Origin of the sequence: Klebsiella sp. GW_Kp181 (assembly GCF_040062315.1) — a bacterium.
Classification (GTDB): domain Bacteria; phylum Pseudomonadota; class Gammaproteobacteria; order Enterobacterales; family Enterobacteriaceae; genus Klebsiella; species Klebsiella oxytoca.
The window spans coordinates 1-17,666 of the sequence record NZ_JBEAFR010000075.1; the positions used below are offsets into that span (position 1 = coordinate 1).

Annotated in this window: 14 protein-coding genes; 9 read left to right on the top strand and 5 right to left on the bottom strand. The window is 55.8% G+C overall.

The annotated features are described in order from the left end of the window. Positions 1 to 109 precede the first annotated feature (109 nt). Positions 110 to 883, bottom strand: coding sequence for a siderophore-interacting protein (locus tag ABLV11_RS19135; protein WP_163530712.1), 774 nt, complete (start codon positions 881 to 883; stop codon positions 110 to 112). 240 nt (positions 884 to 1,123) lie between these two features. On the opposite strand from ABLV11_RS19135, the gene ABLV11_RS19140 reads away from it, so the two are divergent. Both ABLV11_RS19140 and ygjG read left to right on the top strand, forming a co-directional pair. Next, positions 1,124 to 1,669: a PadR family transcriptional regulator gene (locus tag ABLV11_RS19140; RefSeq protein WP_163530714.1), complete on the top strand. Its 546-nt coding sequence runs from the start codon at positions 1,124 to 1,126 to the stop codon at positions 1,667 to 1,669. Between the two features lie 240 nt (positions 1,670 to 1,909). Further along, complete coding sequence (gene ygjG / locus ABLV11_RS19145) at positions 1,910 to 3,289, top strand: putrescine aminotransferase (RefSeq protein WP_004105929.1); 1,380 nt, start codon at positions 1,910 to 1,912, stop codon at positions 3,287 to 3,289. A gap of 36 nt (positions 3,290 to 3,325) precedes the next feature. On the opposite strand, the gene ABLV11_RS19150 is transcribed toward ygjG, so the two are convergent. Beyond that, positions 3,326 to 3,658: a tRNA-binding protein gene (locus ABLV11_RS19150; protein WP_348855653.1), complete on the bottom strand. Its 333-nt coding sequence runs from the start codon at positions 3,656 to 3,658 to the stop codon at positions 3,326 to 3,328. A 219-nt stretch (positions 3,659 to 3,877) separates the two neighbouring features. Between ABLV11_RS19150 and ebgR the strand changes: the two genes are divergently transcribed. From ebgR to ygjK, 7 genes are all read left to right on the top strand, one after another. After that, positions 3,878 to 4,861: a transcriptional regulator EbgR gene (ebgR, locus tag ABLV11_RS19155; RefSeq protein ID WP_224330921.1), complete on the top strand. Its 984-nt coding sequence runs from the start codon at positions 3,878 to 3,880 to the stop codon at positions 4,859 to 4,861. 296 nt (positions 4,862 to 5,157) lie between these two features. Further along, entirely contained in the window at positions 5,158 to 8,250 is a 3,093-nt protein-coding gene (gene ebgA, locus ABLV11_RS19160; protein ID WP_224329709.1) for a beta-galactosidase subunit alpha, read from the top strand. Beyond that, positions 8,247 to 8,696 carry a beta-galactosidase subunit beta gene (locus tag ABLV11_RS19165; RefSeq protein WP_016808023.1) on the top strand — a complete coding sequence of 150 codons (450 nt, stop codon included), beginning with the start codon at positions 8,247 to 8,249 and terminating at the stop codon, positions 8,694 to 8,696. The genes ebgA and ABLV11_RS19165 overlap by 4 nt, the downstream gene beginning before the upstream one ends. A gap of 93 nt (positions 8,697 to 8,789) precedes the next feature. Next, positions 8,790 to 10,223, top strand: a complete 1,434-nt coding sequence (locus ABLV11_RS19170; protein WP_004105934.1) for an amino acid permease — start codon at positions 8,790 to 8,792, stop codon at positions 10,221 to 10,223. Positions 10,224 to 10,451: 228 nt separating this feature from the next. Further along, positions 10,452 to 11,885, top strand: a complete 1,434-nt coding sequence (locus ABLV11_RS19175; protein ID WP_148407973.1) for an amino acid permease — start codon at positions 10,452 to 10,454, stop codon at positions 11,883 to 11,885. A gap of 45 nt (positions 11,886 to 11,930) precedes the next feature. Further along, the gene (gene ygjJ / locus ABLV11_RS19180; protein WP_064373421.1) at positions 11,931 to 12,989 is read left to right on the top strand and encodes a protein YgjJ; all 1,059 of its coding nucleotides are present in this window, start codon (positions 11,931 to 11,933) and stop codon (positions 12,987 to 12,989) included. A gap of 16 nt (positions 12,990 to 13,005) precedes the next feature. Then, positions 13,006 to 15,357: an alpha-glucosidase gene (ygjK, locus tag ABLV11_RS19185; protein WP_126489578.1), complete on the top strand. Its 2,352-nt coding sequence runs from the start codon at positions 13,006 to 13,008 to the stop codon at positions 15,355 to 15,357. Between the two features lie 96 nt (positions 15,358 to 15,453). Here ygjK and lsrG read toward each other — a convergent pair whose 3' ends face one another. The 3 genes from lsrG to lsrB are packed head-to-tail and all read right to left on the bottom strand — an operon-like array spanning position 15,454 to position 17,659. Further along, the gene (gene lsrG / locus ABLV11_RS19190) at positions 15,454 to 15,750 is read right to left on the bottom strand and encodes a (4S)-4-hydroxy-5-phosphonooxypentane-2,3-dione isomerase (RefSeq protein WP_004105938.1); all 297 of its coding nucleotides are present in this window, start codon (positions 15,748 to 15,750) and stop codon (positions 15,454 to 15,456) included. Further along, the gene (gene lsrF / locus ABLV11_RS19195) at positions 15,747 to 16,634 is read right to left on the bottom strand and encodes a 3-hydroxy-5-phosphonooxypentane-2,4-dione thiolase (protein ID WP_004105939.1); all 888 of its coding nucleotides are present in this window, start codon (positions 16,632 to 16,634) and stop codon (positions 15,747 to 15,749) included. The genes lsrG and lsrF overlap by 4 nt, the downstream gene beginning before the upstream one ends. An 11-nt stretch (positions 16,635 to 16,645) precedes the next feature. Next, a complete protein-coding gene (lsrB, locus tag ABLV11_RS19200) occupies positions 16,646 to 17,659 on the bottom strand; it encodes an autoinducer 2 ABC transporter substrate-binding protein LsrB (protein WP_004105940.1) in 1,014 nt (337 codons plus the stop codon). Positions 17,660 to 17,666 lie beyond the last annotated feature (7 nt).

Here is a 17,666-nt window from a genome sequence, read left to right on the forward strand (position 1 = left end):
TCCCGGGGGCGGCGCTTAACGCGCCTTGCCCGGGCTACAGGTTCACCGCCGTCTGCAGGTCTGGTAGCCCGGGTCAGGCGCCAGCCGCAACCCGGGTTTTCTCCCGCGCTTACTTGCTGTGCCAGTAGGCCTGCGAACGCACCAGCTGCGGGTCAATCTCCGGACCTTCAAAATGCGCCAGCAGTGATTTCACCACCGCGCCTTCCCCGGTCACCCAGATAAAATAATCTTCGGTTGGAACCACAACCTGCGCCAGACGCTCGGCCACGGCAGAGGAGTGATGTCCCACCACCCACTCGATATGAAAACCATCGAGATCGGCCAGGTAATCTTGATAAGACTCATCGCCAATGGTCACGATCGCCGTGACCTGCGGGCGCGTCGGAAGCTGCCGCAATCCCAGCAGACGGCGGCGCAGCGCGGGCATACCTGACTCATCAGTCACATACAGCTGCCAGGCGTAATCTTCCGGCACCACCAGCGAACCGCGCGGGCCGCCGATGACCAGCTTATCGCCCGGTTTCGCCGCCAGCGCCCAGCTGCTGGCTATACCGCCATCGTGAATAAAAAAGTCGTACGCCAGCTCATGACGGTCGGCGTCGTAAAGCGGCGTATAATCGCGGGTCGCCGGACGTACGCCTTCGCCCCAGTTAATGCCTTCATCCGTCACCTCCGGCGGCGTAAACGCAGCACCCGCAGTGGGGAAAAAAAGCTTGGTATGGTCGTCGAAACCCTGGGAGACAAAGCCTTCCAGCGCCTCTCCGCCCAGCACGATACGCTGGAATGCGCTGCCGATACGCTCGACGCGCAATACGGTTAACTCACGGAAACGCAGCTCATTACGCACGCGCTGCGGGTATTCAGGATGCCTGCTCGTTGTCATCTTTCATCGCCTTGGTGAACGGAATAGATATATCTAAAAATATTGCAAATGATAATGATTGCCATTAAAAAAGAATGCAAGCATTTTTTGATATAGCCATAGCAAAACGCCACAAAAGTCAAAAAATAGAATTAAATCTCTAATTATCAATTATATAAAAAAATAAATTCGCCACAAGGTTGTGGCTTGAGTATTTTTAGATATAAATTAGATATATCAAAAAACTCAAAGGAAAAAATCATGAGAGATCATCACGAAGAAGGCCGTGGGCAACGCGGACGCCACGGCGAACATGGTGAACACGGTCGCAGAGGCGGCGGACGCCGGCAGCGCTTCTTTGGCCATGGCGAGCTGCGCCTGGTCATTCTGGACATCCTCACCCGTAATGCCAGCCACGGTTACGAACTGATTAAAGAGATCGAAACCATGACCCAGGGCAACTACAGTCCCAGCCCCGGCGTCATCTACCCGACGCTCGATTTACTCCAGGATCAGGGATTAATCAGCGTGGCTGACGAAAACGGTCGCAAAAAAATCGCCATCACCGCCGAAGGCAGCCAGCTGCACGCGGAAAACCAGCAGCCGCTGGAGCAGATTCAGGCCAGACTGCAGGCGCGAATGGTGGGTTGTGAGCTACGTAAAAACCCGCAGATGAAGCGCGCGCTGGAGAATTTTAAGGCGGTACTGGATTTAAAAGTTAACCAGCAGGAAATAACCGAAGCGCAGCTAAAGCAGATTGTCGGCGTGATTGACCGCGCGGCGATGGAGATCTCCCAGCTCGACTAATCCTTTGCCTCATTATCGGGCAGCCTGCACCGCCGCGAAGCACGCGGCGGTAACCCTTCAGCGCATCGTTTTACGCCTTCAGGAGTAAAACATGCCAATAATTTCGCGATAAGATTAAATTTTGCTCAATTGCGATTTCACGTTGCGTTTATCCCGATTTTCCGGGCCCGCGCCGAAGTGGCGTAATCCCTGCAATACTTAATTCAGTATCATGTGATACGCCCCGCCCAGGAGCATATTTTGAACAGGTTACCTTCAAGCGCATCGGCTCTGGCCTGCAGCGCACACGCACTGAATCTTATTGAGAAGCGAACGCTCGATCATGAAGAGATGAAATCACTTAACCAGGAGGTCAGGGAATACTTTAAAGAGCATGTGAATCCGGGGTTTTTAGCGTATCGAAAATCGGTCACTGCTGGCGGGGATTACGGAGCCGTAGAGTGGCAAGCGGGAGGATTAAATACGCTTGTCGACACTCAGGGACAGGAGTTTATTGACTGCCTGGGTGGGTTTGGGATTTTTAATGTAGGGCACCGTAATCCAGTTGTCGTTTCCGCCGTCGAAAATCAGCTCGCTAAACAACCCCTTCATAGTCAGGAACTGCTGGACCCGCTGCGGGCCATGCTGGCTAAAACCCTGGCGGCCTTAACGCCGGGCAAACTGAAATACAGCTTCTTTAGCAACAGCGGTACCGAGTCGGTCGAAGCGGCGTTAAAGCTGGCGAAGGCCTACCAGTCTCCGCGCGGCAAGTTTACCTTCGTCGCCACCAGCGGCGCGTTTCACGGTAAGTCGCTGGGCGCGCTTTCAGCCACTGCGAAATCCACTTTCCGTAAGCCCTTTATGCCCCTGCTGCCGGGATTCCGTCATGTACCTTTTGGCGATATCAATGCGATGCGCACGCTGCTGAGCGAGTGCCAAAAGACCGGCGATGACGTCGCGGCGGTGATCCTTGAGCCTATTCAGGGCGAAGGCGGGGTGATTCTGCCGCCGCCGGGCTATCTGCCCGCGGTACGCAAGCTATGCGATGAGTTTGGCGCGCTGCTGATCCTCGATGAAGTCCAAACCGGCATGGGGCGCACCGGCAAGATGTTCGCCTGCGAGCACGAAAACGTTCAGCCGGATATTCTGTGCCTTGCCAAAGCGCTGGGTGGCGGCGTCATGCCAATTGGCGCCACGGTCGCCACCGAAGAGGTGTTCTCGGTACTGTTCGATAACCCGTTCCTGCATACCACCACGTTTGGCGGCAACCCGCTGGCCTGCGCGGCGGCGCTGGCGACCATTAACGTACTGCTGACGCAAAACCTGCCCGCGCAGGCGGAGCAGAAAGGCGATATGCTGCTGGACGGCTTCCGTCAGCTGGCCCGCGAATATCCGGATCTGGTGAATGACGTGCGCGGCAAAGGTATGCTGATGGCGATTGAGTTTATTGATAACGAAATCGGCTATGACTTTGCCAGCGAAATGTTTCGCCAGCGCGTGCTGGTGGCCGGAACGCTCAACAACGCAAGAACGATTCGCGTTGAGCCGCCGCTGACGCTGACCCCTGAGCAGTGTGAACAGGTGCTAAAAGCGGCCCGCCTGGCGCTGGCGGCGCTGAGGGTTTCGGTGGAAGAGGCGTAATGGCTTGCCCTCTCCCGCTCCGGGAGAGGGCGTTTGCTATACGACGCGCACGCCCGCAGGCATCCCTCTTTCCGGCGTAAGCAGTACGCTTTCGCCGCCATCGTCGGTTTCGGCGCATAACAGCATGCACTCCGACGTTTCACCGCGCATTTTGGCTTTCGCCAGATTGCACAGGACCACGACCGTTTTTCCCAGCAACTCTTCTTCTCGGTAATAGGGCACCAGGCTGGTCACCGTCTGCAAGGTGCGCTCGCCAACGTCAATCCGCGCGATATAAAGCTTATCGGCATTCTCATGTCGTTTTACAGCTACAATTTTTCCCGTACGCATTTCCAGTCTGGCAAAATCATCATAAAGCACCGTTTCCATCTTGCACCCCTCAGGTAAAAATTTAGTAAAAGATAACAAAAGTCGGCGAGGTTTCCGCATAATAGAGTAAGGAATGTTAGATCCATCACTTTTTAGTTCGCTATAAACTTCCCGATGCTGATGAATAATACGGGGGAAATTTACTGAAAAGAGATGCAGCGGCCCGCGCTTGCTTTACAATGGTTTGCGTCGATGGTGCAACGTCAGATAAGGAAAACAATGGCCACACTAAAAGATATCGCGACCGAAGCAGGCGTTTCACTGGCGACGGTTTCCCGGGTATTAAACGACGACCCCACTCTGAACGTGAAAGAAGAGACAAAGCACCGCATTCTTGAGGTGGCGGAAAAGCTGGAATATAAAAGCACCAGCTCGCGTAAGACTCAGGTTCATTCCGTCGGCCACCATCATATTCTGGCTATCTACAGCTACCAGCAGGATCTGGAAATCAACGATCCTTACTATCTGGCGATCCGCCACGGTATCGAAACGCAGTGTGAAAAGCTCGGTATTGAGCTGACCAACTGCTACTTTAACAACGCGCTACCCGAGCTGAAAAAAGTGACCGGCGTTCTGATTGTCGGCCAGCCTTCGCGGGCGATTCGCGACGCAGCCACGGCGTTAACCGACAACGTCTGCTTTATTGATTTCCATGAGCCAGGCAGCAGCTACGACGCCGTCGATATCGATCTGGTGCGTATTGCCAAAGAAGTTATCGACTTTTTTATCGCCCAGGGCGCGCGGCGCATCGGCTTTATTGGTGGCCAGGATGAGCCGGGTAAAGCCGACATTCGCGAAGTGGCCTTCGTCGAATATGGCCGCCTGAAGGGGGTGGTTTCGGAAGAAGATATCTGGCGCGGCGGGTTTTCCAGCTCCTCCGGCTATGAGCTGGCAAAAACGATGCTGGCCAGGGCGGATTTCCCCACCGCGCTGTTCGTCGCGTCAGACTCTATCGCCATCGGCGTGCTGCGGGCTATTCATGAACGCGGCCTCGCGATCCCGGAAGATATCTCGCTCATTAGCGTTAACGATATCCCCACCGCGCGTTTTACTTTTCCGCCGCTCTCCACGGTGCGCATTCATTCAGAAATGATGGGCAGCCAGGGCGTTAATCTGCTAGTTGAAAAAGCCCGCGATGGCCGTGCGCTGCCGCTAAACGTCTTTGTCCCCAGCGTGCTGAAGCTGCGCGGCACCACCCGCTAATCCCCCGTTCTGACGCTAAATCCTCTGCGCCTGGCTCCCGGGGGCGGCGCTTATCGCGCCTTGCCCGGGCTACGGGTTCACCGCCGTCTGCCAAACGGTAGCCCGGACAGGCGCAGCGCGCCGCCTCCGGGATTTTCCTCCATCCCCCATCCTCTGCACCTTTTCCCCATCCTGACCGCTGGCGGCCAACCCGCTCATTTTGTGATCGAGTTAAAGTAAATCACTCCTGGCGGTTTAATTTAGTAAAACTTTTACTAAAATACTTTCTATCCGTTTAGTCCGTTCAGGGAGGCGATATGAATCGCTGGGAAAATCTTCAACTCACTCATGAAAACCGGCTGCCTCCGCGCGCCTATTTCTTCTCTTACGATTCGCAGGCCCAGGCGCGAACCTTCGCCCGTGAAACCAGCAGCCGCTTTTTGTCCCTTAGCGGACAGTGGAAATTCTGCTTCTTTAACAACCCGCTGCGGGTGCCGGAAGCGTTCACCTCGCAATACATGAGCGACTGGGGGCCGATTACCGTACCGGGAATGTGGCAGATGGAAGGACACGGCCAGCTACAGTATACCGACGAAGGCTTTCCCTTCCCGATTGACGTTCCCTACGTGCCGACCGACAACCCTACCGGCGCCTATCAGCGCATCTTTACCCTCAGCGAGGGCTGGCAGGACCAGCAGACTCTGATTAAATTTGATGGCGTTGAGACCTATTTTGAAATTTACGTTAACGGTCAGTACATCGGTTTCAGCAAAGGCAGCCGCCTGACGGCGGAGTTTGATATTAGTCACGCGGTAAAAACCGGCGACAACCTGCTTTGCGTGCGCGTCATGCAGTGGGCGGACTCCACCTATATAGAAGATCAGGATATGTGGTGGTCGGCGGGTATCTTCCGTGACGTGTATCTGGTGGGCAAAAACCCGCTTCACGTCCAGGACTTCACTCTGCGCACCGATTTTAACGATGACTACGTCGACGCCACCCTCTCCTGCCAGCTGGTGCTGGAAAATCTCGCCGCGCAGCCGGGCGCAGCCACACTGGAATACGCGCTGTTCGACGGCGAAAAGGCGCTGTATGAAGGCGTAACGCCGCGCCTGAGCATCAGCCAGCAGCTGAACGTCAACTTTGCGATCGACGTGAAGGCGCCGCAGCAGTGGTCGGCGGAAAATCCTTATCTCTATCACCTGGTGATGACGCTGAAAAACGCCGCCGGAGAGATTATCGAAGTTATCCCGCAGCGCGTCGGTTTTCGCGATATCAAAGTGCGCAACGGCCTGTTCTACATCAATAACCGCTACGTGATGCTGCACGGCGTTAACCGCCACGACAACGACCATCTGAAGGGTCGCGCCGTAGGGATGGACCGCGTTGAGAAAGATCTGCTGCTGATGAAGCAGCACAATATCAACTCGGTACGCACCGCCCACTACCCCAATGACCCGCGTTTCTATGAGATGTGCGACATTTACGGTCTGTTCGTGATGGCGGAAACCGATGTCGAATCCCACGGCTTCGCCAACGTCGGCAATCTGAGCGCCATCACCGATGATCCGGCATGGGAGCATATATACGTCGAACGAATCGTGCGCCACATTCACGCGCAGAAAAACCATCCGTCGATCATTATCTGGTCGCTGGGTAACGAGTCCGGCTACGGCTGCAACATTCGGGCGATGTATCACGCCGCTAAAGCGATCGACGATACCCGTCTGGTGCATTACGAAGAGGATCGCGACGCGGAGGTGGTGGATATCATCTCCACCATGTATACCCGCGTGCCGCTGATGAATGAATTCGGGGAATATCCGCATGCCAAGCCGCGAATTATCTGCGAATACGCCCATGCGATGGGCAACGGTCCCGGCGGGTTGAGCGAATACCAGAACGTGTTCTATCAACACGACAGTATTCAGGGCCACTACGTCTGGGAGTGGTGCGATCACGGGATTCAGGCCACCGATGACAGCGGCGCGGTTTGGTACAAATTCGGCGGCGACTACGGGGACTATCCTAATAACTACAACTTCTGTCTTGACGGTCTGATTTTCTCCGACCAGACGCCTGGGCCCGGCCTCAGAGAGTACAAACAGGTTATCGCTCCGGTAAAAGTTCAGGCGACCGACATCGCCCGCGGCGAACTGCGCATCGATAATAAGCTCTGGTTCTCGACGCTGGATGACTACACCCTGCGCGTGGAAGTGCGCGCCGAAGGGGCTACGCTTGCCAGCCAGCAGCTTAAGGTGCGCGATCTTGCGCCAAACAGCGGCCGCGATATCACCATTGACCTGCCGGAGCTGGACGATCGCGAAACCTTCCTCAACATCCTGGTGACCAAAGACTCGCGCACGCCGTATAGCGAGGCCAACCATCCGATCGCCGTTTACCAGTTCCAGCTAAAAGAACAGACGGCAACGAAATCGCCGCTGATGAATGCCAGCGCAACCCCGCTACAGATAGTTGATGAACGACTGAGCTACAGCATCACCGGGCATAACTTCCGCGTAGTCTTCTCTAAAGTCAGCGGCAAACTGAGCGAATGGCAGGTGAACGGCGTAGACCAGGTGACCCGTGAGCCGAAGATTAACTTCTTCAAGCCGATGATTGATAACCACAAGCAGGAATATGAGGGGCTGTGGCAGCCCAGTCACCTGCAAATTATGCAGGAGCATCTGCGTGAATTCAGCGCCGAACAGCGTGGAGACACGGTGATTATCACCACCCGTAGCATTATCGCTCCGCCGGTTTTCGATTTTGGCATGCGTTGTACCTATCGCTGGCAGATTACCCCGCAGGGCCATATTAACGTTGAACTTGCGGGGGAACGTTATGGCGACTATCCGCATATCGTGCCGTGCATCGGTTTTATGCTGGGCATTAACGGTCAGTTTGAACAGGTGAATTACTACGGTCGCGGTCCCGGTGAAAACTACGCCGACAGCCAGCAGAGCAACATCATTGATGTCTGGCGCACCACCGTGGACGACATGTTCGTGAACTACCCGTTCCCGCAGAACAACGGCAACCGCCAGCACGTCCGCTGGGCCGCGTTTACCGACCGTCACGGCAGCGGCCTGATGGTGGTCCCGCGCGATCCGCTCAACATCAGCGCCTGGCACTATACGGCGGAGAATCTGCACGCCGCGCAGCACTGTAACGAACTGCGTCGCAGCGATGACATCACCCTGAATATCGACGCCCAACTGCTCGGCCTGGGCTCTAACTCCTGGGGGAGCGAGGTGCTGGATAGCTGGCGGGTGTGGCTCAAACCGTTCAACTATGGCTTTACGCTGCTGCCGCTGGAAGGCGGGAGCGCTTCCTCGCAGACGCTGGCGAATCATAGCTTTGGCGCCGGTTTCTTTTCCTCCGATTCACACAGCGAGGCTGAAAAATGAGAATTCTCGATAATTTAGAACAATTTAGGCAAATTTATCACAGTGGACGTAAATGGCAGCGCTGCATAGAAGCTATCAATAATGTCGATAATATCCGGCCTGGAGTTGCCCACTCGATAGGCGATTCGCTCTCCTATCGCGTGGCAAGCGACAGCACCACGGATGCGCTGTTCGTTGGCAACCGCCGCTATTTCGAGGTGCATTACTACCTCCAGGGTCAGCAAAAAATTGAGTTTGCCGCTAAAGAGCAGCTGCAGACCGTCGCCTGCTATCGCGATGAAACTGACCGTGAATATTTGAAAGGCATTGGTGAAACCGTGCAGGTCCATGAAGGACAAATGGTGATTTGCGATACCCACGAAGCTTATCGCTTTATCTGTGACTCGCCGGTCAAAAAGGTGGTGCTCAGAGTGACTATCGAAGACGGCTACTTCCTGAATAAGTAAGCCCGCGTTACGCAAGATGAGGCCAGCGGATCGACTAGTTGGCCTTCCCGGTCCCAGCCCTCAATGCGGGCCAGATCATTTTCCGGAGGACTTATGTCCGAATCAGTTCGTGCCAAAATAGGGAAGTTCGCCCTACTGTCGATGGCGTTTGCCGCCGTATTTAACGTACGAAATATCGTTAATAATAACATCGAGTTAGGGCTCAGTTCCGCCCCTATCTTTCTGTTTGCCACGGTGGTCTATTTTATTCCGTTTGTCTTTATCATCGCCGAATTCGTGTCAGCGAATAAAAATTCCGAATCAGGTATGTACGCCTGGCTGAAGCAGCCTTTAGGTACCCGCGCGGCCTATCTCGGCTCGTTCCTGTACTGGTTTGTGAACCTGTTCTTTTTCCTGTCGCTGCTGCCGAACGTGGTGGCCTACGCCTCGTACGCCATTATGGGTTACGCCATTCCCTTCTCGCCGATGGTCACTTCGCTGATCTCTATCGTTCTGTTCGCCATGGCCACCCACATTTCCACCAAAGGAGCGACCTGGCTGGGGAAAATCTCCGAATGCGTGGCTTATGGCGTCTTCGCGCTCTTTGCGATTTACGTGGTCGGTGCTATTACCGCGCTGGGCGCGGGCCATGTCCCCGCGCAGCCGATTACGCTGCACGCCATGGCGCCTACCATCAACTGGGCGACGCTGGGGATTATGTGCTGGATCTTCCAGGCGGCTGGCGGGGCTGAAACCGTTGCCGCATATCTGAACGATACTAAAGGCGGGCAGAAATCGTTTATTAAAGTCATCATCACCGCCGGGATCCTGATTGGCGGCATGTATGCGCTGGGTTCTCTGCTGGTCAACGTCTTTGTGGCACGGGAAGACCTGACCTATGCAGCCGGTATGGTGGAAATTTTCACCGGTCTCGGCGCTTATTTCCATATTTCCGAAGCGCTGATGGGCCGCTTCGTCGGCATCATTCTGTTTATCGCCATTTTCGGCAGCATGATGATGTGGACCGCCGCACCGGTAAAAATTCACTTCTCGGAAATTCCTGCCGGCATCTATGGCAAAAAAACCACCGAGCTGAACGTCCACGGCGTGCCGGTGCGCGCCGCCTGGTGGCAATTTGTCTTCGTCTTTCTGATGCTCATCGTGAATGGTTTCGGCTCCGCCAGCGTTCAGCAAATGATGAACACCGCCATCAACCTGACCGCCGGGACCGCAATGCTACCGCCGCTGTTTATCATGGCCGCCTACTTTGTTTTCCGCTGGAAACATGACGACACGCCGCGCGACTTCCGCATGGGTTCAAGAAAAGTTGGGATGGCCGTGGTGTCGATGCTTATCGTTATTTTCCTGGTCAGCATGACCGCCTCCGCTTTCCCGCCGGGAGTCGACCTGGTGAACGCCTTCTTCATTAACGTCTTTATGACCGCAGTCTTCTCCGGACTCGCATGGTGGTGGATAACCCGCTTTGAGAAAAAACAGCGCAAGAATCAACAACCAGGCCTGAAATCAGCGGCAAATACGGTGAAATAAGCCACCGTTGCCCCCGCCAGCGGTATATCCCCTGGCGGGATTTTTTTACCCACAAGCCATGATCTGTCGCCCGACCATTTTCGTGATCGAGTTAAAGCAATTCATTTTTACCGCTTTTATTTACTAAATATTTTACTAAAATTAACCACAATACTTAACTACCTCTACCCTACAAACAACACAATCCCCTTCGGCCATTCTCTGAAGGACAATGTGTGGAGATGTGTTATGTCTGATATCAAACGTAATACCATCGGCAAGTTTGGCCTGCTGTCGCTAACCTTCGCCGCCGTCTTCAGTTTTAATAACGTGATCAATAACAATATTGAGCTGGGACTGGCGTCGGCGCCGATGTTCTTCCTTGCAACCCTGCTCTACTTTGTTCCTTTCTGTCTGATCATCGCGGAATTCGTTTCGCTGAATAAAAACTCCGAAGCGGGCGTTTATGCCTGGGTAAAAAGCTCGCTAGGGGGGCGCTGGGCCTTTATTACCGCCTATACCTACTGGTTCGTGAATCTGTTCTTTTTTACCTCGCTGCTGCCGAGGGTAATCGCTTATGCCTCCTACGCTTTCCTCGGATATGAGTACATTCTGACGCCCGTGGCCACCACGATGTTGAGCATGGCGCTGTTCGCCCTGTCGACCTGGGTTTCCACCAACGGCGCAAAAATGCTGGGCCCAATCACCTCGGTCACCTCATCGTTAATGCTGCTGCTGACGCTCTCCTACATTCTGCTTTCCGGCGGCGCGCTGGTGGGCGGTATTCAACCAGCGGATCCGATTACCGTGGATGCAATGATCCCGAACTTTAACTGGGCATTCCTCGGCATCACCACCTGGATCTTTATGGCGGCCGGAGGGGCGGAGTCCGTCGCGGTGTACGTCAATGACGTGAAAGGCGGATCGAAATCATTTGTTAAGGTCATTATCCTCGCCGGGATCGTGATTGGCGTGCTGTACTCCATTTCCTCGGTACTGATAAACGTGTTTATCAGCAGTAAAGATCTGAAATTTACCGGCGGATCGGTACAGGTCTTCCACGGTATGGCGGTATGGTTTGGCCTGCCCGAAATCGTGGTCAACCGTTTTGTCGGCCTGGTCTCCTTTACCGCCATGTTTGGTTCGTTATTAATGTGGACCGCGACGCCGGTCAAAATCTTTTTCTCCGAAATCCCGCCCGGAATATTTGGTAAAAAAACCGTTGAGCTCAATCAAAACGGCGTACCGGCGCGCGCGGCGTGGATCCAGTTCCTGATTGTGATTCCGCTAATGATAATTCCGATGATGGGCTCCAGTACCGTGCAGGATTTAATGAATACCATCATCAATATGACCGCCGCCGCCTCGATGCTGCCGCCGCTGTTTATCATGCTGGCGTACCTTAATCTGCGCCGCAAGCTCGATCATCTGCCGCGCGATTTTAAAATGGGTTCCCGCACCACCGGTATTACGGTGGTCTCCATGCTGATTGTTATTTTCGCTATCGGCTTCGTCGCCTCAACCTTTCCCACCGGCGGCAATATTCTGACGATTATTTTCTATAACGTCGGCGGAATCGTTATCTTCCTCGGATTTGCATGGTGGAAATACAGCAAATACGTAAAGGGATTAACTCGGGAAGAAAAAAGAATTGAAGCAGCGCCAGCCTCTGACGCGTCTTAATCTATTTTTCTTAAACAAAAAACCACAGTACCTCTAAATAAAATGATGAAAAAGAACAGGCCTATTTACTGGGCGCTTGCCGCCCTGGCTTTTTGCACACCGGCTATTGCCGTCGATGTGGCGCATCCGGCGGAACATGATGACATGAAAACGCCTGAACTTAATGCCACCTCATACCGTTTTTACGGTGAATTGGGGGTTGGCGGATATATGGATCTAGAAGGCGAGGACAAGCATAAATATAGTGATGGCACCTATATTGAAGGCGGACTGGAAATAAAGCATGGCAGCTGGTTTGGTTTAATTTATGGCGAAGGCTGGACGGTTCAGGCCGATCGTCAGGGAAATGCCTGGGTAGCGGACCATGGCTGGGGCGGATTTGAAGGTGGAATAAACCGCTTCTACGGCGGATATAAAACCGAGAGCAGCACCGAGATTATGCTCAGCCTGCGCCAGGATTCATCGCTCGACGATCTGCAGTGGTGGGGCGATTTCACGCCCGACCTCGGCTACGTGATCCCCAATACGCGCGATATCATGTACGCGCTCAAGGTGCAGAACCTGGCGGGAGATTTTCGCTACAGCGTGACCGCGACCCCCTCCGGGCACCACGATGAAGGCAAAGCATGGCTCCATTTCGGCAAATACGACCGCTACGACGATAAATATACCTACCCGGCGATGGTCAACGGCTACATCCAGTACGATCTCGCGAACGAGGTGACCTGGATGAATGGGCTTGAGGTGACGGATGGGACCGGCCAGCTATTTTTGACCGGTATTCTCACCCCCAACCTCGCCGCCCGCGCCTGGCATCATACCGGGCGCGCCAGGGGAAAAGACGTGCCGGGAACGGAGACCGGCTTTATGGCCAGCGCTATGTATGAAGCGCTCAAGGGCGTGTATCTCTCTACCGCCTATAGCTACGCCAAACACCGCCCGGATCGCGCCGCCGAGGAAACCACCTCGTTTATGCAGTTCGGCATCTGGTACGAATACGGCGGCGGACGTTTTGCCACCGCTGCGGACAGCCGCTTCTACATGAAAAATGCCTCCGGCGACCCGAGCGATCAGGTTTTCCTGATGCAATATTTCTATTGGTAAAAGGAATACAGATACCGTGAAGATTACCACTACTCTTACGCCGCTGGCCTGCGCCCTACTGCTAAGCTTTTCCGCCCACGCGCTGACCGCGGATGACTTTAAAAATGTTATCAACCGCAGCGGCGCGCCGCAGGCGATGCAGGATTTTGATAACGATGACCACCAGCGCTTCAACCCGTTTTTCGATTTGGGCGCATGGCATGGGCATCTGCTGCCTGATGGTCCGGCCACCATGGGCGGATTTCCGGGGCCCGCGCTGCTCACCGAGGAGTACATCAACTTTATGGCGACCAATTTCGATCGCCTGACGGTATACCAGAACGGCAAGAAAGTCGCCTTCACCCTGCAGGCCTGGAGCCTGCCCGGCGCGCTGGTGCAAAAGCTCTCCGCGGCCGGCGTACAGGTCGAGATGACCCTGCGCTTTGCCAGCGCGCACACCTCTTTACTGGAGACTAAAATCACCAGTAGCAGCCCGCTTAAGCTGGTCTGGGACGGCGAGTTGCTGGAGAAACTCTCCGCCAAAGAGGGGAAACCGCAGTCAACGCAAACCATCGACCAGGCTTTCCCGGACTATCAGCGCCGCCTGAGCGCGACCCACGACGGCCTGACCGTCAGCTTCGGCAAAGTCCGCTCCGCATCGGATTTAATGACCTCCGGCGAATCGCAGTATCAGATCCATCGCTCCCTGCCGACGGTCACCCAAATCGACGGCCATCGGTTCACCAGCAGCGCGCAAATCAACGGCTCGACCACGCTCTATACCACCTACTCGCACCTGCTGAACGCCGAGCAGATTCGGCTCGAGAAAGCGCAAATCCGCGATATTCTTGCGCGACCGGTACACTATCTGCGCGCTTCCGAGGCGCGCTGGAACGGCTATCTGCAAAAGGGGCTGACCAATCCTGATGCTACGGCGCAGCAAACCCGGGTGGCGGTAAAAGCGATCGAAACCCTTAACGGTAACTGGCGCGCGCCGGGCGGCGCCGTTAAGCACAACACCGTCACGCCGTCGGTAACCGGGCGCTGGTTCTCAGGCAACCAGACCTGGCCGTGGGATACCTGGAAGCAAGCCTACGCCATGGCCCACTTCAACCCGGAGATCGCGAAAGAGAACATCCGTGCCGTCTTCTCCTGGCAGATTGCCGCCGACGATAAAGTGCGGCCGCAGGATGCCGGGTTCATTCCGGATCTGATCGCCTGGAACCTGAGCCCGGAACGCGGCGGCGACGGCAGCAACTGGAACGAGCGAAATACCAAACCGAGCCTGGCGGCCTGGTCGGTGATGGAAGTCTATAACGTTACGAAAGATAAAGCCTGGCTGGCGGAGATGTATCCGAAGCTGGAGGCCTACCATGACTGGTGGCTGCGCAACCGCGACCACAACGGCAACGGCGTGCCGGAGTACGGCGCGACCCGCGATAAAGCGCACAACACCGCCGATGGCGCGATGCTGTTTACCGTGAAAAAGGGCGATAAAGAACGGACGCTTTCCGGCCTGAAAACCTACGAGCAGGTGACGGCGAAAGGCGATTACGATAGCCTGGAGATCCCGGCGCAGGTGGCCGCCTCCTGGGAGTCGGGGCGCGACGACGCGGCGGTTTTCGGCTTTATCGATAAAGATCAGTTGGATAAGTACATCGCCGGCGGCGGCAAGCGTAGCGACTGGACGGTGAAATTTGCTGAAAACCGGGATAAAAGCGGCAATCTGCTCGGCTATTCGCTGCTGCAGGAGTCGGTCGATCAGGCCAGCTACATGTACAGCGACAACCACTATCTGGCGGAGATGGCGGCCCTTCTCGGCAAGCCGGAGGAGGCAAAACGCTACCGGGCGCTGGCGAAAAAGCTCGCCGACTATATCAACACCTGCATGTTCGACCCGCAGAGCAAATTCTATTACGACATTCGCATTGAAGCGCAGCCGCTGGCAAACGGCTGCGCCGGTAGGCCGATCGTCGAGCGCGGCAAAGGCCCGGAGGGCTGGTCGCCGCTGTTCAACGGCGCGGCCACTCAGGCGCATGCCGATGACGTCATTTCGGTGATGCTGGACGCCAAAGAGTTCAACACGTTCGTACCGCTGGGTACCGCCGCATTAACGAATCCGGCGTTTGGCGCGGATATTTACTGGCGCGGCCGCGTGTGGGTGGACCAGTTCTGGTTCGGCCTGAAGGGGATGGAGCGCTACGGCCACCGCGAAGAGGCGCTGCAGCTGGCGGACGCCTTCTTCAGGCACGCCCGGGGGCTCACCTCCGATGGCCCGATTCAGGAGAACTACAATCCGCTCACCGGCGCTCAGCAAGGCGCGCCGAACTTCTCCTGGAGCGCGGCGCATCTGTACATGCTGTATAACGAGTTTTTCCGTAAACCATAGGCTACTAACCCTCTCCCACAGGGAGAGGGAACGGTCCGGCTCCCGATTTAACAGACGGCTCCTCTTTTCCCCTCTTCCCGTAGGAGAGGACTCGTCTTACACCTCCGGCAGCAGGCCGATAAAGCTGCGTTTCTGCCGCGGCTGCGACATCAGCGCCTCCAGCTTCTCTACGCAGGCCAGATAGTGCGGGGTTTTCTTGTGCGCCAACACCGCTTCATCATCTTTATAGGCTTCATAAATAAAAAAGCGCGTCTTCACCTCCGGGTCCTGCAGGACATCAAAGCGAAGATTGCCCGGCTCCTGCAGCGCCCCTTCGTGGTTGGCGCGGAATACTTCAAGAAACTCGTCGACCCGTTCCGGTTTGATATTGATTTCTACCAGCGTTACGTTCATTGTAGCTCTCCCTGTTTTTCCTCCTGCCAGAACTGATACGCCTCGCGGGCGCTCAGGTTCTCATGCACCACTTTTTTCACCGCCTTCAGCATCGCGCGCGGCGCGCTGGACTGGAAGATATTCCGCCCCATATCGACGCCGGATGCGCCCTGGTCAATCGCCCGCCAGCACATCTCGAGCGCCTCCTGCTCCGGCAGCTTTTTGCCCCCGGCGATGACGATCGGCACCGGGCAGCTGGCAGTCACTTTCTCAAAGCCTTCCTCAACAAAGTAGGTTTTTACAAACTGCGCCCCCATTTCAGCGGCAATGCGGCTGGCCAGCGAGAAGTAGCGGGCGTCGCGGGCCATCTCTTTACCCACCCCGGTTACCGCCAGCACCGGCATACCGTAGCGGTTGCCGGCGTCCACCAGCTTGATGATGTTGTTGATGGACTGATGCTCATGTTCGCTGCCGATATAGACCTGCGCCGCCACCGCGCAGACGTTCAGGCGCAGCGCATCTTCCATCGCCACCGCCACGCACTCGTTGGAAAGTTCGCTGAGGATCGAGTTGCCGCCGGAAGCGCGCAGCACCACCGGTTTGTTGGTCGCGGCCGGCACCTGACTGCGCAGTACGCCGCGGGTGCACATCAGCACGTCGGTCTCCTCGAACAGCGGCGCGATAGAGAGATCGATACGCTCCAGACCGGTAGTCGGCCCCTGAAAATAGCCGTGATCGAAAGCCAGCATCACCGTGCGATTGCTCTGCGGATTAAAGATACGCGCCAGCCGCGACTGCATCCCCCACTCCAGCGACCCACAGCCCTTCAGCGTATAGAGCGTGTTCTGCTGCGGACGGTCTAAGCCGAAGTTTTTTCCCTCTTTGATATCGTCTAAATCAGCCATCTCATCCTCCATCAGAAATCGTAGTTATTGATATTCTCTTTGGTGAACACCACCCGCTCCGGCAGCAGCACGATGCCGTTGCCTTTCGCTTCATACTGATAACCCTGCACGCTGTTGGGCTCGACTTTCAGGGTGCCGAGATCTTTCACATCAACGCTGTCGCCGACGTTAAGATCGCCCTTTTTCAGCAGACGATCGGCGACGTTAACCGCGATCTTGCCTTGCTGTACCACGTCCCACAGGCCGAAGGCTTTTACCGTGCCGCGCTCTACATAGGGGCGCATCACGTTCGGGGTACTGAAGCCGACAATCGCCACGCCCTGGCGCTTAAGGTTCTCTGCCGCCTGGGCGGCGGCCGGAAGCGCGTTGGCGTCCGGGGCGATAATGGCGTCGAGATCCGGGTACGCTTTTAAGATCCCCTCGGCGGTTTGCAGCGATTTGGTAGCATCGTTATAGCCAAACTGCGTGGTCACCACTTCCCACTGCGGATGCGCTTTTTCAATTTTGGCTTTCGCCTCTTTTACCCACTGGTTCTGATCGGTCACCGTTGGGCTGGAGTAGAAAAACGCGACTTTGGCGGTGGGTTTCGTCACCTGTTTTTCCGCCATCTCCACCAGCAGGCCGCCAAGCTGCTGCGGCGTCCCCTGGTTGATATAGATGCTGCGGCACTCCGGTTTGGTATCGGAGTCCCAGGTCAGAACCTTGACCCCGCGCTGCATCGCCCGCTTCAGCGCCGGGCACAGGCCGTCCGGCGATACGGCGGAGACGATAATCGCGTTGTAGCCCTGGTTGACGAAGTTGTTGATCAGCTGTACCTGGCCGGAGACGCTCGGTTCGGTCGGGCCGTCATAGGTGACGTCCACGCCGAGCGCTTTGCCCGCCTCTTTCGCGCCGTTACCGCCGCTGGTAAAGAAGCCGACGCCGACCAGCTTAGGAATAAAGGCGATGCGGTCCGCCGCCTGAGCGGTTGCCACGCTTAACGCCAGCGCCAGGGCGCTCGTTTGCAGGATTCGTTTGGTTTTCATCGTATGT

Bases quoted from the DNA above. Each gene is read 5' to 3' on its own strand.
- ABLV11_RS19135 (WP_163530712.1), bottom strand. From the start codon at position 883: ATGACAACGAGCAGGCATCCTGAATACCCGCAGCGCGTGCGTAATGAG.
- ABLV11_RS19140 (WP_163530714.1), top strand. From the start codon at position 1,124: ATGAGAGATCATCACGAAGAAGGCCGTGGGCAACGCGGACGCCACGGC.
- ABLV11_RS19150 (WP_348855653.1), bottom strand. From the start codon at position 3,658: ATGGAAACGGTGCTTTATGATGATTTTGCCAGACTGGAAATGCGTACG.
- ebgR (WP_224330921.1), top strand. From the start codon at position 3,878: ATGGCCACACTAAAAGATATCGCGACCGAAGCAGGCGTTTCACTGGCG.
- ebgA (WP_224329709.1), top strand. From the start codon at position 5,158: ATGAATCGCTGGGAAAATCTTCAACTCACTCATGAAAACCGGCTGCCT.
- ABLV11_RS19165 (WP_016808023.1), top strand. From the start codon at position 8,247: ATGAGAATTCTCGATAATTTAGAACAATTTAGGCAAATTTATCACAGT.
- ABLV11_RS19170 (WP_004105934.1), top strand. From the start codon at position 8,790: ATGTCCGAATCAGTTCGTGCCAAAATAGGGAAGTTCGCCCTACTGTCG.
- ABLV11_RS19175 (WP_148407973.1), top strand. From the start codon at position 10,452: ATGTCTGATATCAAACGTAATACCATCGGCAAGTTTGGCCTGCTGTCG.
- ygjJ (WP_064373421.1), top strand. From the start codon at position 11,931: ATGAAAAAGAACAGGCCTATTTACTGGGCGCTTGCCGCCCTGGCTTTT.
- lsrG (WP_004105938.1), bottom strand. From the start codon at position 15,750: ATGAACGTAACGCTGGTAGAAATCAATATCAAACCGGAACGGGTCGAC.
- lsrF (WP_004105939.1), bottom strand. From the start codon at position 16,634: ATGGCTGATTTAGACGATATCAAAGAGGGAAAAAACTTCGGCTTAGAC.
- lsrB (WP_004105940.1), bottom strand. From the start codon at position 17,659: ATGAAAACCAAACGAATCCTGCAAACGAGCGCCCTGGCGCTGGCGTTA.